General features: G+C 68.8%; 12 protein-coding genes and 2 pseudogenes. 3 read left to right on the forward strand and 11 right to left on the reverse strand.

The window, feature by feature from the left end; genetic code table 11:
- Positions 1-23: 23 nt before the first annotated feature.
- Positions 24-974 carry a PDR/VanB family oxidoreductase gene (locus AC1HIL_RS33930; protein WP_057590089.1) on the forward strand — a complete coding sequence of 317 codons (951 nt, stop codon included), beginning with the start codon at positions 24-26 and terminating at the stop codon, positions 972-974.
- A gap of 47 nt (positions 975-1,021) precedes the next feature.
- Here the strand turns inward: AC1HIL_RS33930 and AC1HIL_RS33935 are convergent, their stop codons facing one another.
- The 9 genes from AC1HIL_RS33935 to AC1HIL_RS33975 all read right to left on the reverse strand — a co-directional run bounded on the left by AC1HIL_RS33935 (position 1,022) and on the right by AC1HIL_RS33975 (position 9,761).
- Positions 1,022-1,348, reverse strand: a complete 327-nt coding sequence (locus AC1HIL_RS33935) for a hypothetical protein (RefSeq protein WP_057590090.1) — start codon at positions 1,346-1,348, stop codon at positions 1,022-1,024.
- Positions 1,345-2,037, reverse strand: coding sequence for an orotate phosphoribosyltransferase (locus AC1HIL_RS33940; protein ID WP_057590091.1), 693 nt, complete (start codon positions 2,035-2,037; stop codon positions 1,345-1,347). Before AC1HIL_RS33940 ends, AC1HIL_RS33935 begins: the two co-directional genes overlap by 4 nt.
- Before the next feature lie 17 nt (positions 2,038-2,054).
- A complete protein-coding gene (locus AC1HIL_RS33945) occupies positions 2,055-2,960 on the reverse strand; it encodes a helix-turn-helix domain-containing protein (protein ID WP_057590092.1) in 906 nt (301 codons plus the stop codon).
- Positions 2,961-3,049: 89 nt separating this feature from the next.
- Positions 3,050-4,120, reverse strand: a complete 1,071-nt coding sequence (gene pyrC, locus AC1HIL_RS33950; RefSeq protein ID WP_057590093.1) for a dihydroorotase — start codon at positions 4,118-4,120, stop codon at positions 3,050-3,052.
- Between the two features lie 8 nt (positions 4,121-4,128).
- Positions 4,129-5,385, reverse strand: a complete 1,257-nt coding sequence (locus tag AC1HIL_RS33955) for a hydantoinase/carbamoylase family amidase (RefSeq protein ID WP_057590094.1) — start codon at positions 5,383-5,385, stop codon at positions 4,129-4,131.
- Between the two features lie 14 nt (positions 5,386-5,399).
- Positions 5,400-6,350, reverse strand: coding sequence for a dihydroorotate dehydrogenase (locus tag AC1HIL_RS33960; protein ID WP_057590095.1), 951 nt, complete (start codon positions 6,348-6,350; stop codon positions 5,400-5,402).
- On the reverse strand, positions 6,343-7,254 hold the full coding sequence (locus tag AC1HIL_RS33965) for a dihydroorotate dehydrogenase electron transfer subunit (protein WP_261214615.1): 912 nt from the start codon (positions 7,252-7,254) through the stop codon (positions 6,343-6,345). Before AC1HIL_RS33965 ends, AC1HIL_RS33960 begins: the two co-directional genes overlap by 8 nt.
- Positions 7,251-8,492: an MFS transporter gene (locus AC1HIL_RS33970; RefSeq protein WP_057590096.1), complete on the reverse strand. Its 1,242-nt coding sequence runs from the start codon at positions 8,490-8,492 to the stop codon at positions 7,251-7,253. Before AC1HIL_RS33970 ends, AC1HIL_RS33965 begins: the two co-directional genes overlap by 4 nt.
- Positions 8,493-8,702: 210 nt before the next feature.
- Positions 8,703-9,761: a porin gene (locus AC1HIL_RS33975; RefSeq protein WP_057590097.1), complete on the reverse strand. Its 1,059-nt coding sequence runs from the start codon at positions 9,759-9,761 to the stop codon at positions 8,703-8,705.
- Between the two features lie 239 nt (positions 9,762-10,000).
- On the opposite strand from AC1HIL_RS33975, the pseudogene AC1HIL_RS33980 reads away from it, so the two are divergent.
- A pseudogene (locus AC1HIL_RS33980) lies at positions 10,001-10,309 on the forward strand (molybdopterin cofactor-binding domain-containing protein); the annotation flags it as partial.
- 285 nt (positions 10,310-10,594) lie between these two features.
- Positions 10,595-11,151, forward strand: a pseudogene (locus AC1HIL_RS33985) (helix-turn-helix domain-containing protein); the annotation flags it as partial.
- A 34-nt stretch (positions 11,152-11,185) separates the two neighbouring features.
- Here the strand turns inward: AC1HIL_RS33985 and AC1HIL_RS33990 are convergent.
- Together AC1HIL_RS33990 and AC1HIL_RS33995 are read right to left on the reverse strand one after the other, a co-directional pair.
- Positions 11,186-12,298: a class II histone deacetylase gene (locus AC1HIL_RS33990; protein WP_261214618.1), complete on the reverse strand. Its 1,113-nt coding sequence runs from the start codon at positions 12,296-12,298 to the stop codon at positions 11,186-11,188.
- A complete protein-coding gene (locus AC1HIL_RS33995) occupies positions 12,270-13,328 on the reverse strand; it encodes a branched-chain amino acid ABC transporter permease (protein WP_057590100.1) in 1,059 nt (352 codons plus the stop codon). Before AC1HIL_RS33995 ends, AC1HIL_RS33990 begins: the two co-directional genes overlap by 29 nt.
- Positions 13,329-13,333: the final 5 nt, after the last annotated feature.

The raw sequence follows: 13,333 nt of genomic DNA on the forward strand, positions 1-13,333 counted from the left end.
CACCACCCACTCCGTCGATACCCATGCAAGTCAAAGTCCAACGCAAGGTGCCCGAGGCCACCGACATCTGTTCCTTCGAGCTGGTCGCCATCGGCGCCGAGCCGCTGCCGCCCTACGAGCCCGGCGCTCACATCGACGTCGATGTGGGCGGCGGCGAGACCCGGCAGTATTCGCTCTGCGCGCCCCATGGCGAGGGGCGCTATGTCATCGGCGTGAAGCGCGATCCGCGCTCGCGCGGTGGCTCCCGGTTCATGCACGAGTCCGTGAAGGAAGGCGATGTGCTCACCATCGGCGCGCCGAGAAATCACTTCCCGCTCGCGCCGGACGGCGAGCGCTTCATCCTCGTCGCGGGCGGCATCGGCATCACGCCGCTGCTGTGCATGGCCTCGCACCTGAGCGGCGCCGGACGAGCGCTCGAGCTGCACTACTTTGCGCAGTCGGCGGAACACGTCGCCTTCCGTCGGCAGCTCGAGGGCGCGGCACTGGCCCCTTCCGTGCGGCACCACCAGGGTTACAGCCCCGACGCGCTGCCCGAGCTGCTGGCATCGATCGTCGGCAATCCGGCGCCGGGCAAGTACCTCTACCTGTGCGGACCGCGCCCCTTCATGGAGCTCGTGCGGCAGGCCGCGGCGAACTGGCCGGCCGACCAGGTCCGCTTCGAGTATTTCGGCGCGGGCTCGACACCTCCCGCCGCATTGGCGCCGCAGGCCGCATTCGAGGTCTGCGCCGCCGCCTCGGGCATCTCGGCGCGGGTGGAAGCGGGCCAGAGCATCGTCGAGGTGCTGCGCGCCCACGGCGTGCATATCGAGACCTCGTGCGAGGAAGGCCATTGCGGCACCTGCATGACCACGGTGCTCGAGGGCCAACCCGAGCATCGCGACTCCTTCCTCACCGAGCCCGAGAAGGCATCGGGCACGCTGATGCTGCCGTGCGTGTCGCGCAGCTGTTCCGCGCGGCTCGTCCTCGATCTCTGAGCGAGTGGGTCATGACGCAAGCGCGCGCAATGACCAACGGAACGCGTTCAGAACGCCGTGACGTTCCACTCGTACTCGGTCGCGACCTCGCCGAGGATGCGCAAGCGCTGCGCGGGCTCGGCGGCCAGCGCGGCCAGGATCCGGGTATTCAGGGCCACCATCGTGGCCTTGGCGTTGTCGGCGAACTCCACCGTGATGCCCTGGTCCTCGTACTTCTGGACGAAGGCCTGCGCCGCCACGCCGATGACGAAGTAGAGGCCCGCGTTGTCGAGATCCGACTTCATGAGGTCGAAGGCGCCGCGGTACAGCAGCTTGAAGGCGTCGGAGCCCGACAGGTCGTTCTCGAAGCGGGTGCTGATTTCCTGGAAGTTCATGGTGTGTTGCCTTCGATGTGGTCAGTGATGAAACCCTTGCCGCCGTGCGCCTCGGACCAGGCGACCGGATCGCGCAGGAAATCGTCGAACTCGGCGATCACCTCGCGGCCGAAACTGTCTCGTTGCGCCGCGACCGCGCGGATGTCGTGCCAGTTCGCCAGCGCGTGGACCTTCAGCCCCAGTGCGGCCAGCATGCGGCCGGCGCCGAACATGCCGTAGTCGAACAGCACGAGCACATCACTGACCTCGGCACCCACGCCGCGCAGCGCCCGCGCGAAATTGGCCTTCGATGCGCCGGCCGCCATCATGTCGTCGACCAGCAGCGCGCGCTCGCCGGCGCGCACCACGCCCTCGACCTGGCGGGCGCCGATCGCGCGCTTGCGGACGTACTGCATCGGCAGGTCCAGCGCATCCGCGATCCAGGCCGCCAGCGCGATGCCGCTGGACTCGCCGCCCGCGATCGAGCCGACACCGGCCAGGCAGCCATCGGTTTTCAGCAGCTCGATGGCATGGTCCACCAGCGCGCGGCGCGCCTCGGGAAAGGAAACGAGCCGCCGGCAATCCATGTAGACCGGCGTCGCCCATCCCGAAGGAAGCCGGAAGGGCTCGTCGGTGCGCAAGGTCACGCAGCCGGCATCGAGCAGCCGGGCGGCGACCTCGAGGCGGATCGGGTCTGGGGCAATGGTCATGGCGGTCGAGCCTTTGGCTAGTGAATTCGGTCGAGCAATTTGCGCAGGTGCGTCGCACCCGCCTTGCCCTTGTAGGCGGCCTTCCAGAGCCTACCGATCATGGCTTCGTACATGCGCACCGCCTCAGGCGAGGCGGTCACGGTCGCGATGCCGTTGCGCACGTTGGGCAGCTCGCCGAGCCGGAACGGGCTCACGGCCAGCACGCTGCCGGCGCGACCGGAGAACACCTGGAAGGTCGCGGTCGGCATGGCGTCGTCGATCAGTCCGATCTGCACGTCGATCGGCTCGCTCTCCATCAGGTCGGCGATCCGCTCGACCTCGCGGCGCGCCGCCAGCCGGCGCTCGGTGCGCACGCTCTCGGGCAGGTCGATGCGGCCGACCAGGCCGGTATCGACGAAACGCTCGAGTTCGCGCAGCCCGATCAGGCTCACGATGTGCGGACGCCGGCGCTGGAAGAAGGCCCGGCGCTCCTGCATGATCTGCAGCATCTTGTCGATGTCGGCCGAGGTCGGCCCCTTGCCCGCGCCCTTGGGCGATGCCTCGATCAGCATCTGGCGCAGGGTCGGCAGGTAGTCCTCGGAGGTCAGCAGCAGCGAGATCGGCTCGAAGTGCGCGAGGATGCGGTCGGACGATTCCTCGAGCTGGCGCATGCGCTCGAACAGGCCCAGCGCGGTCGAGTAGTACTCCACCTCCACGCCGAGCAGCGACGCCAGCGTGGTGTCGAGCAGGTGGGCCAGGCGCTCGAGCGTCTCGATCTTGACGATCTCGCCCTTCTCGAGCCGGTACACGACCGCGCGCGAGATGCCCAGCCGCTCGGCCACGTCCTCGGCCAGCAGCGAGGCGCCCACCCGGTAGGCACGCAGGCGGTTGCCCAGCGCCACGTAGTCGATCGATGACTTGAAGGTCGAATTCGCAGCTTCCATCTCGTTTTCCACTTTATGGATCGAAAAAGAAACTATAGGCGAGTTTCGACATCCGCGGTCACCGGCGAGGCGCGAGGCGGTACGGGAATTCACGCCGCGACCGGCTCGGGCACGGGCGCGTCCCGCAGAGCCCACGGCAGGCGGCTGCCCCCGAGGAAGGGATGGAGCGCCCCGCCCCCCGCAAGTGCCACGTCCTGCGGCACCTCCCAGGGCGCGCGCTCGAGCGTCACGCGCGCCTCGTTGGACGCGAGGCCGTAGAAGCGCGGACCGTTGAGGCTCGCGAAGGCCTCGAGCTTGTCGAGCGCGCCCTCCTCCTCGAACACGGTGCAGTAGCTCTGCAGCGCGACCGGCGCGTTGAAGATGCCGGCGCAGCCGCAACCCGCCTCCTTCAGCGTGCGAAGGTGCGGCGCGGAGTCGGTTCCGAGGAAGAAGCGTGCATCGCCCGAGGTCGCCACCCTGCGCAGCGCGAGGCGATGACGCTCGCGCTTGAGCACCGGCAGGCAATAGAGGTGCGGCCGGATGCCGCCCGTGAAGATCGCGTTGCGGTTGAACATCAGGTGCTGGGGCGTGATCGTCGCGGCGAGACGGCCGCTCGCATCGGCCATGATGAAGTCCGCCGCTTCCTCGGTCGTGATGTGCTCCAGCACCACCTTGAGCGCGGGAAAGTCGTGCAGCAGCGGACGCAGGGTCGACTCGATGAACACCGCCTCGCGGTCGAAGACGTCGACGGCCGGATCGGTGCTCTCGCCGTGCAGCAACAGCGGCATGCCGATGGCCTGCATCGTCTCGAGCACCGGTGCCACCTTCGCGATCGAGGTGACGCCATGCTCCGACTGCGTGGTCGCACCGGCCGGATACAGCTTCGCCGCGGTCAGCACGCCGTCCTCGAAGCCCCGGCACAGGTCGTCGGCGGAGGTGCCGTCGCACAGGTAGACCGTCATCAGCGGCACGAAGTCGGCGCCCGGCGGCAAGGCCGCCACGATCCGCTCGCGGTAAGCCCGCGCGAGCGCGGTGGTCGTCACGGGGGTCTTGAGGTTCGGCATGACGATGGCGCGGCCGAACTGCGCGGCGCTGTAGGGCAGCACCGTCTGCAGCATGGCGCCGTCGCGCAGATGCAGGTGCCAGTCGTCGGGGCGGCGCAGGGTGATACGGTGGGTCATGGCAAGGCTCACTTCAATCGGGCGAAGGCCGCATCCATCGCGCCGACGCCGAGCATGAAATCCTCGATGTCCATCGCTTCGTTCGGGTTGTGCGAACCGTTCTGGTTCCGCACGAACAACATGCCGCTCGGGATGCCGGCATTGGCGAACAGCGAGGCGTCGTGCCCCGCGCCGCTGGGAATGAGCTCGAAGGCCGCCTCTTGCGCGGCGCAGGCTTCGGACAGCACGCTGCAGAGGCCCTCGTCCATGGTCGCGGGATCGCTGAGCAGGCGCCGATCGAATTCGAAGCGCACGCCGCGCTCGCGCTCGATCGAGCCGCATTCGGCGCGCATCAGCTGGTAGAAGGCCTCGAGCGTGTCCGTGCTCTTGCTGCGCGCCTCGAGGCTGAAGCTCACCTGCCCCGGAATGCGCGAGATCGAATGCTCGGCCGGATCGGTGCTGACGATGCCCGTGGTCACGACCAGGTCGGTGCCGCGCTCCAACAGCACGCGCCAGTGCTCGTCGATGCGCATGATCAGGTCGGCGACTGCGAACATGGCGTCGTGGCGCAGCCAGCGCGGCACCACGCCCGAATGCTGCGCGTCGCCGTGGCAGACCACGCGGTTGTGCCGCACGTTGCCGCGGATGCCCGAGACCACGGCCAGCGGGAGCTGGCGCGCGACCATCACCGGCCCCTGCTCGATGTGCAGCTCGAGGTAGGCCTTGATCCGCGCCTTGTCGAGCAGCGGCTGCTGCGCGCGGATCGCCTCCACGTCGGCGCCGCAGCGGCGCATGCAGGCCTCCATCGATTCGCCGGTGGTGCGCTGCTTGAGCGCGAGGTCGCTCTCGCTGAGCTTGCCGAACAGCGCGCCGGAGCCCATGTAGGCCTTGCCGAACCAGGCGCTCTCCTCGCCGCGAAACGCGATCACCTCGAGCGGGCGCGCGTAGGGCGTGCCGCCGGCCTTCTGCGCGACGAGACACAGGAGGCCCGCGACCACGCCCGCATAGCCGTCGAAGTTGCCGCCCTGCGGCACCGAGTCGATGTGCGATCCGCACCACGTGACCGCGCTCGCCGCCGCGGTCTGCGGCAGGCCGAACACGAGGTTCGCGGCCCGGTCGGCGCGGACCTCGAGCCCTTCGCTCGCGGCGAAGGCGCGCAGATAGTCGGCGGTGTCCGATTCGCCGCGGCCGTAGCTCTGCCGCGTGACGCCGACCCCGTCGAAGGTCAGCTCGCGCACGTCGGAGAACAGCTTCTCGGCCATGGGGCGAAGTCCCGGCAGGCTCATCGTCCTTGCCCTCCCTAGCCCGACTGCTGCGCGAAGCGCAGCCAGCGGTCCGAGAGCTGGCGATCGAGCTTGACCTGGCCGGTCAGGTCGCGGATTTTCTTCACACCCATCTCGTCGCAGTACACGACCAGGCCGTCGATGATCTTCTGCATCACCCCGGGGTCGATGAAGGAGGCCGTGCCGACCTGAACCGCGCTCGCGCCGGCCAGCATGAACTCGACCGCGTCGTGCGCGCTCGCGATGCCGCCGCAGCCGATGACCGGGATGCGCACGCTGCGATAGCACTGGTGCACCATGCGCAGCGCGATCGGCTTGATGGCCGGCCCCGACAGCCCCCCCATCACGTTGCCGAGCATGGGCTTGCGGGTGCGCACGTCGATCGACATGGCCAGCACCGTGTTGCCCATCACGAGCGCATCGGCGCCGGCTTCTTCCGCGGCCCTCGCGACCGTTGCCACATGCGAGGCATTGGGCGTGAGCTTGGCCCACACGGGATGATGGGTGCGGCGGCGGATTGCGCTCACGACCTTGTAGGTGGTCTCGGGCGTCATCGCGAAGGCCATGCCGTCGGCCTCGAGGTTGGGGCAGGAGATGTTGGCCTCGATCACCGCCACTTCCGGCAGCGACATCTCGGCCACCGCGTCGGCGAACTCGTCGACCGTGTCCGCCGAGATCGAGACCACGACGGGCGTGTCGAAGCGCGTGTAGGGCGGCAGCACCGTCTCGCGGTAGTAGTCCAGGCCCTTGCTCGGAATGCCGATGGCGTTGAGCATGCCGCCGCGGGTTTCCGCCACGCGCGGCGTCGGGTTGCCGGCACGGCTCTTGGGCGAGACGCTCTTGATCACCAGCGCGCCCAGCCGGTTGAAGTCGAGCGCTTCCGCGTACTCGATGGCGAAGCAGCCCGAGGCCGGCATGACCGGGTTGCGCAGGCCGACGTCGCCGACCCTGACGTTGAGATCAGCCAAACTCCACCTCCCCGACCACGTCGCCGATGGGAAACACGGGACCTTCACGGCAGACGCGCAGGAATTGCTTGTCGCCCGCGCGGTCGAACAGCCGGACGCAGGACAGGCACACGCCCATGCCGCAGGCCATGCGCTGTTCCATCGCCACCTCGCCGCGGGTGGCCGGATGGTCGGCGAGGATGCGTTGCAGCAGCATCAGCACGCGGTGCGAGCCGCAGGTGTAGACGGCGTCGTGGTGCCGTTCGCCGAGCAGCCGGCGCACCAGCGTGTCCATGGCCTCCACCGAGGAGCTGCCGTCGGAGTCGTAGACGCAATGCACGTCCGCCTCGGCGCCGCGCAGGAACTCGTCGCGCATCAGGTCCTTGGGCGCGCGCGCCGACATCACCGCCGTGATCGCGATGCCCATCCTGGCCGCCTGCCGCAGCAGCGGCGCCATCGTCGCCAGGCCGACGCCGCGCGCGACGACCATGATGCGTTCGTCGCCCGGCGGCAGCGTGAAGGTGTTGCCCAGCGGGCCGACGATGTCCATCGCGCCGCCGACGGGCAGCGAGGCCAGTGCGTGGGTTCCGGTGCCGGTGACGTTGTAGAGGAACTCGATCGTGCCCGCCTCCGGCCCCACGCCGTAGACGCTCATCGGGCGCAGCAGGAAGGGCTGGAGGTCGTTCGTCGTCGGGCACTTCAGTTGGTAGAACTGCCCGGGCCTGGTCGCGCCCGCCAGGTCGGCCGGCGCGCTGAGCTTCAGGTACTTGTACCGGTCGTTGACCCAGCGGTGCTCGGCGACCTCGCAGCGATACGAGGCCACGGATTGCGCGTTGCGCTGGAAGCAGGCGCCTTCACCCTGAGGCACCGGCGGATGCACGGGCCTGCACGCGGGCGACTGGTGGTCGATGGCGGCGAGCATCATTCGAGCTCCTTGCCCTTGAGTTCGGGAATGAGGAAGTAGGTGGCGACCATGTCGACCAGGTAGATCGCGGCGAGCAGCGCGATCGCGATCTGGAACGAGTAGGCGGCGACCATCGCGCCGACCACCACCGGGCCGAAGCCGCCGATGCCGCGGCCGAGGTTGAACAGCACGTTCTGCGCCGTGGCGCGTGCTTCCGTGGGATAGGCCTCGGAGATCAGCGCGCCGTAGCCGCCCAGCATGCCGTTGACGAACATGCCGAGCACGGCACCGACCCACAGCAGCGAGACCGGGTCGGACAGCTGGGAGTACGCCAGCACCATCGCCACGGCACCGGCCTGGAACAGCAGGAAGCTCGGCTTGCGCCCGATGCGGTCGGCCAGCTGGCCGAAGACGAAGATGCCCAGCATCATCCCGAGGATGGTCACCGAGGTCCACATGGCCGACTTCGTGAGGTTGAAGCCGAGCTTGTTGGCCAGAAAGCTCGGCATCCAGATCATGATCCCGTAGTAGCCGAAGTTCTGCACCGCGCACAGCACGACGATGCCCAGGCTGGTGCGGGTCGTCCGCGCGTCCTTGACCAGCAGCTTGAAGGACCTCAGGCGCGAGCCCCGGACCTTGGGCTTGCGCACGAACACCTCGGGCTCGTGCAGCTTGTTGCGGATCACCCAGGCCACGAGCGCGGGCACGACGCCGACCAGGAACATGCCGCGCCAGCCGATGTGCGGCATCAGCAGCGGCGTGAGCAAGGCGGCGCCCAGCACGCCCAGCTGCCAGCCCAGCGCCACATAGGAAGACACGCGTGCCCGATGCCTGGCGGGCCAGGCCTCGGCCGCCAGCGCCATGCCGATGCCGAACTCGCCGCCCAGGCCGATGCCCGCGATGGTCCGGTAGACCAGCAGGTCCCAGTAGCCCTGCGCGAAGGCACAGAGGCCGGTGAACACCGCGAACAGGACGATGGTCCAGGTCATCACGCGGATGCGCCCGAAGTGATCGCTGAGCGAACCGAAGACGATGCCGCCGACGACGGCGCCCACCAGCGTCCAGCTCACCAGCGAGCCGGCCTGGCCCGGCGTGAGGTGCAGGTCGGCCGAGATGGCCGTGAGCATGAAGCCCAGGATCAGCAGGTCGAAGCCGTCCATCGCATAGCCGATGGCGGAACCGGCCAGCGCCTTCCAGGCGTAGCCCGAGACGGCGTCGTCGCGCGGCGCGGAGGCGGTCGAATCTAGTGTGGATGACACGTCAGGACTCCTGGTTCGACGCGGAAAGCCCGGCGCCGGCGGATGGATGGGCCATGGAAACGGTCTCGACATGGAGTCCGTTTCGCTCATTTGCGATACTAGTATCGAAAAAGATATCAATCAAGAAAAAGTTCACCGGGTTGTCTCTGTGATGGATGGAAGGAACGAGGGAAACCGGGGGATCGAGCCTGGCGTCGGCTCGCGCGGCCGCTAGAAGCGGTGGCGGATGCCGACGCCGAAGCTATTGCCGCCCGCCATGGCGGTCGCGAGATCGCGCATGAGGACGGCATAGACGTCGGTTCGCTTCGACAGGTAGTGATCGTAGGCCAGGCTCACCGTCGTGCGGGTGCCGTCGTAGGAGCCGGCGATCTTCGTCCTCGCGACGGCCGCGAGGATCTGCCCCGCGGTCGACCCGACCGGCACGCTGGCGCCGAGGGAAGTCGTGGTCCCGCGATAGCCGGTCACCTCGGCCTTCGACCGGCCGTAGCTTGCATAGGCCTTGAGCAGGCCGAAGTCGTAGGCCCCGCCCAGCATCCAGTCCTTGCACGTGGTGGGCACCACCGCGCCGGCGACCGTGGCGGTGATGACGCCCGGGTTGACCGGGTTGGAGATCTGATCGCGCTCGTAGAAGCCCGCGACCGTGAGCGGCCCGCTGACGTAACTCGCGCTGATGCCGGTGTTGTTCTTGCCCTTGTAGCCGGTGTCGCTGGACTGTTCGCCGAACTGGTAGTGCAGGTTCACGCGCAGGCCGCCGAAGTTCGGCGTGCTGTAGATGAGCTGGTTGCTCCAGCCGGTGTCGGACGGCGAGGTGCGGTACAGCCAGCGCGCGGTGTTGACGTTGGCATGCAGCACCAGCGGCGAGAACGCGAAGGAGTTGCCGAAGGGATTGACCAGCACCGTCGGAATGAAGTTCGGCGCCGCGGCGCGCCCGAGCTGCAGGCTGCCGTAGGCACCGGCGATGCCGACGTTGGCATCGCGCGCGAAGTAGGGGTCGCCATCGAAGCGGCCCGATTTGCCGGCGTCGGCGCGAAAGAAGGAATTGAGTGCGAAGTAGGCCTTGAGCCCGCCGCCCAGGTCCTCGCCGCCGGCGAAGCCGAAGAACGAGGTGGTCATGCCGCCGCTTCCGAGGACCTTGGTGCGGCCGAGATCACCCGCGTAACGCATCGATCCCGCGTACTCGTCGATCAATCCCTGCACCGACACACTGCTCTGCGCGCAGGCGCAGCAAGCCGTCGACAGCGCGACGGCGGCAACTACAAGACTCTTCATAGGTGGCTCACTTCTCAAAACTCGAGGGAATGGATCGGTGGCTCTGGCGCGGGTGCACCGCCATGAGGCGCATCGCCTCGAAAAATCGGCATTCCCGACCAAAAAGCACCATTTAAGAAACCAGGATCAAAAACGAGACTGGATTCTGGCGCGATTCCGCAAGATCGATGCCAAGGGTTTTCGAGCGGTCGGGGCCGAGCGCTTTCGCGCTATTCGCGTGCGCTCGACGCGGGGACGAAGAGACCGGCCGGCCCGAGGCCTTCGCGCCCAACGCCGTGGTCCGCATCGGCACCGACGGCCTCGTCACGCTGGTGATGCCGCGCGTGGAGATGGGCCAGGGGATCTACACCGCCCTCGCGCTGCTGATCGCGGAGGAGCTCGAGATCGATCCTCGGCACGTTCGCCTCGAACACGCGCCCGCCGACGAGACGCGCTATTCGAACCCGCTGACCGGCGGGCAGATCACGGGCGGCTCGACCTCGGTGCGCAGCACCTGGGAGCCGATGCGCCGCGCCGGCGCCACGGCCCGGCTGCTGCTGGTCGAGGCGCGGTGGTGGCCGACCACATGGGTGCGGCGCGCAAGGGCCTGGCCGCGCTCGAGATCCGCTGGGACGAAGGCGCCAACACGGACTACTCGACCGAGAAGCTGATCGCCGCGCTGGCCAGCGCCTCGTCGCGCACCGGCGCCGTGGCGCGCAAGGAAGGCGACACGGTGGCCGCCGCGCGCGGCGCCGCGCGGACAGTCGATGCGGTCTACCAGCAACCCTTGCTCGCGCAGGCGCCGATGGAGCCGGTGAACTGCACCGTGCACGTGCGGCCCGATGCCTGCGAGGTGGCTAGGCCCGCTGTTCCGCCAGCGCTATCCGAAGGTCGCTCTCGACGAATCGCGCATGCTGGTGCCCTCGGGCCGGGTGGTGACGGCCGGCGCGGCGATGGGGCACCTCGATCTGGCACTGTGGCTGATCTAGCAGGCCAGCCCCGAGCTCGCGGCCATGGTCTCGCGCTACCTGCTCGCAGACCTGCGCTCCTCGCAGGCGCCGTACATCGTGCCCCACCATCTCGCGCAGGCCGACCCCGCGACCCCGCGATCCTGCGCTTCGAGCGCTGGGCGCGCGACAACCTCGAGCAGGGCTTCTCGCTCGACACGGCGGCGCGCGCGCTCGCGACCAGTCCGCGCACGCTGCAGCGACGCTGCCAGGCCGTGCTCGGCAAGTCGCCGCTGGCCTACATCCAGGACCTGCGGATCGAGCGCGCGCGCTCGCTGGTGCATGGCAGCGACCTCGAGGCCATCGCGGCCGAGGTCGGCTATGCCGACGGCTCCACGCTCGGCGCGCTGCTGCGCGAACGCCTGGGCCGCGGCGTGCGCGATTTGCGCGCCGATCTGCTTTGAGCGCCGGCAACGAGAAACGCGGCCGGCCTCGCGCTCAGAGCCCGTGCAGCGCCGCCATCTCGTCGATCAGCCCGCGCTGGAACGCATCGAAGCGCGCCGAGGGCTGCTGCAGGCCGAAGAAGTCGGTGAACGGATCCTGCACCTCGGTGCGATGGCCCGAGAGTTCCTCGACCACCGCGAGACCGCAGAAGGGCACGCAGGCCTCGGCATAGCCGCCCTCGTGCACCACCACCACTCGGCCCTCGCTGTGCCGCGCCGCGAGCGCGTTGACCTGCTTCATCATCTGGCGGAACGATTCCGGATGCAGCTGCATGCGCGCGAGCGGGTCGACCGCGTTGGCATCGAGGCCGCTGGCCACCACGACCAGCTCGGGGCGGAAGCGCTCGACCACCGGTGCCACGATGCGCTCGAAGGCATACATGTAGCTCGCATGGCCGCCGCCGGGCTGCAGCGGCACGTTGACGTTAAAGCCCAGGCCCTCGCCCTCGCCGCGGTCCTCGGCGCCGCTGTAGCCGGGCGGGAAGCAGTTCTCCTGGTGCAGCGAGACGGTCAGCACGTCCGGGCGGTCGTAGAAGATCGCCTGCGTGCCGTTGCCGTGGTGCACGTCCCAGTCGATCACGGCCACGCGCTTGACGCCATGGCGCGCCTTCATGGTCTCGATCGCCACCGCGATGTTGTTGAACAGGCAGAAGCCCATGCTGTGCTCGCGCAGGCAGTGGTGGCCCGGCGGCCGCGTGAGCGCGAAGGCGTTGCGGTGGCGGCCCTGCAGCACGCTGTCCATGGCGGCGATGGCCAGGCCGGTCGAGAGCTTGGCGATCTCGTAGCTGCCGGGACCGAAGGGCGCGACCTCGCCGAGATCGCCGCCGCCCGCATCGCTGGCGGCCTTGAACTGCTCGAGATAGCTCGAGGGATGCACGCGCCGCAGGTCCTCCTCGCTCGCCATCGGCGCGCCCAGCAGGTCGAGCTGCGCGCTCAGGCCCGACACGTCCATCAGCGACTTGATGCGGCGCTTGGAATCGGGCGACTCGGCCATGCCGCTGCCGGCCATGGGCTGGACCCAGCCGCCGACCGGCAGGAACAGGGCGTGCAGCCCGCCCGGCACGTGCCAGAAGGTGCGTTCATCGTGAAAGAAGGCGGTGTTCTTCATGCGTTGCGTCCTCGATGGTGTGGGAAATGGAAGAAGAGGAAGAAATCGATGCCGCCCCGTGCGGCGGATGGCGCTGCACGCTCAGGCCGCGCCAGCCCCAGCGCTCGCGCGCCAGGCCCCAGAGGCCGCGCGGCGCCAGCAGCATCACGGCCACCGCGATGCTGCCCATGGCGATCAGGTACCAGCCGCCCGACATCGCGAACCAGGTGTTGAACAGCTCGCGCAGGCCGAAGTAGATCAACGTGCCGATCAGCGGGCCCTCGATGGTGCCGATGCCGCCGATGATGACGATGAACATCGCGGTCACGACCCAGTTGATGTCGAAGGCCGAGTCGGGCGAGACGAACATCGTGCCCATGAAATGCGCGCCGCCGGCCAGCCCGAAGCCCAGGCCCGAGAGCACGAAGGCGATGAAGCGGTTGCGCCAGACGTTCACGCCGATGCTGGTGGCGGCCAGCTCGTTGTCGCGCACCGCCATCAGCCCCAGGCCGAAGGGCGAGCGCATCAGCAGGTAGACGCCGGCCACGGCCGCGAGGCCGATTGCGCCCGAGATCCAGAACGCGTTGCGCTGGAAGGTCTCGGCATCGACCAGCCGCACCGCCTGCAGCGGCACGCCCGATTCGCCACCGAACAGCGGGAACTTGGCGACCAGCAGCCGCACGATCTCGGCCAGCACCCACATGCCGATCGAGAAGTAGGCATCGCGCAGCCTGAACATCAGCGGCGCCACCGCGGCCGCCAGCAGCGCCGCGCCGACGCCGGCCAGCGGCACCATCCAGTAGGGCGAGAGCTCGAGCCGGTCGGAGACCACGAACACCAGGTAGGCGCCGATGCCGACGAAGGCCTGGTGCCCCATCGACACCAGGCCGGTGTAGCCGGCCAGCAGGTTCCACATCTGGGCCATGGCCAGCACCAGGAGCACCTCGCTCAGCAGGCGCAGCAGGCCCGCATCAGCCACCGTGGGCGCGAAGGCGATGGCGAGGGCCGCCGCAAGGAAGCCGATCGAGGGAAGAAGAGACGGGTTGCGCATCGGCT

This window comes from Variovorax sp. ISS6 (genome assembly GCF_056523145.1).

Excerpts from the sequence above, each read along its gene's own strand:
- AC1HIL_RS33990 (WP_261214618.1), bottom strand. The coding sequence starts at position 12,298 with ATGAAGAACACCGCCTTCTTTCACGATGAACGCACCTTCTGGCACGTG.
- AC1HIL_RS33955 (WP_057590094.1), bottom strand. The coding sequence starts at position 5,385 with ATGAGCCTGCCGGGACTTCGCCCCATGGCCGAGAAGCTGTTCTCCGAC.
- AC1HIL_RS33975 (WP_057590097.1), bottom strand. The coding sequence starts at position 9,761 with ATGAAGAGTCTTGTAGTTGCCGCCGTCGCGCTGTCGACGGCTTGCTGC.
- AC1HIL_RS33995 (WP_057590100.1), bottom strand. The coding sequence starts at position 13,328 with ATGCGCAACCCGTCTCTTCTTCCCTCGATCGGCTTCCTTGCGGCGGCC.
- AC1HIL_RS33935 (WP_057590090.1), bottom strand. The coding sequence starts at position 1,348 with ATGAACTTCCAGGAAATCAGCACCCGCTTCGAGAACGACCTGTCGGGC.
- pyrC (WP_057590093.1), bottom strand. The coding sequence starts at position 4,120 with ATGACCCACCGTATCACCCTGCGCCGCCCCGACGACTGGCACCTGCAT.
- AC1HIL_RS33930 (WP_057590089.1), top strand. The coding sequence starts at position 24 with ATGCAAGTCAAAGTCCAACGCAAGGTGCCCGAGGCCACCGACATCTGT.
- AC1HIL_RS33940 (WP_057590091.1), bottom strand. The coding sequence starts at position 2,037 with ATGACCATTGCCCCAGACCCGATCCGCCTCGAGGTCGCCGCCCGGCTG.
- AC1HIL_RS33945 (WP_057590092.1), bottom strand. The coding sequence starts at position 2,960 with ATGGAAGCTGCGAATTCGACCTTCAAGTCATCGATCGACTACGTGGCG.
- AC1HIL_RS33965 (WP_261214615.1), bottom strand. The coding sequence starts at position 7,254 with ATGATGCTCGCCGCCATCGACCACCAGTCGCCCGCGTGCAGGCCCGTG.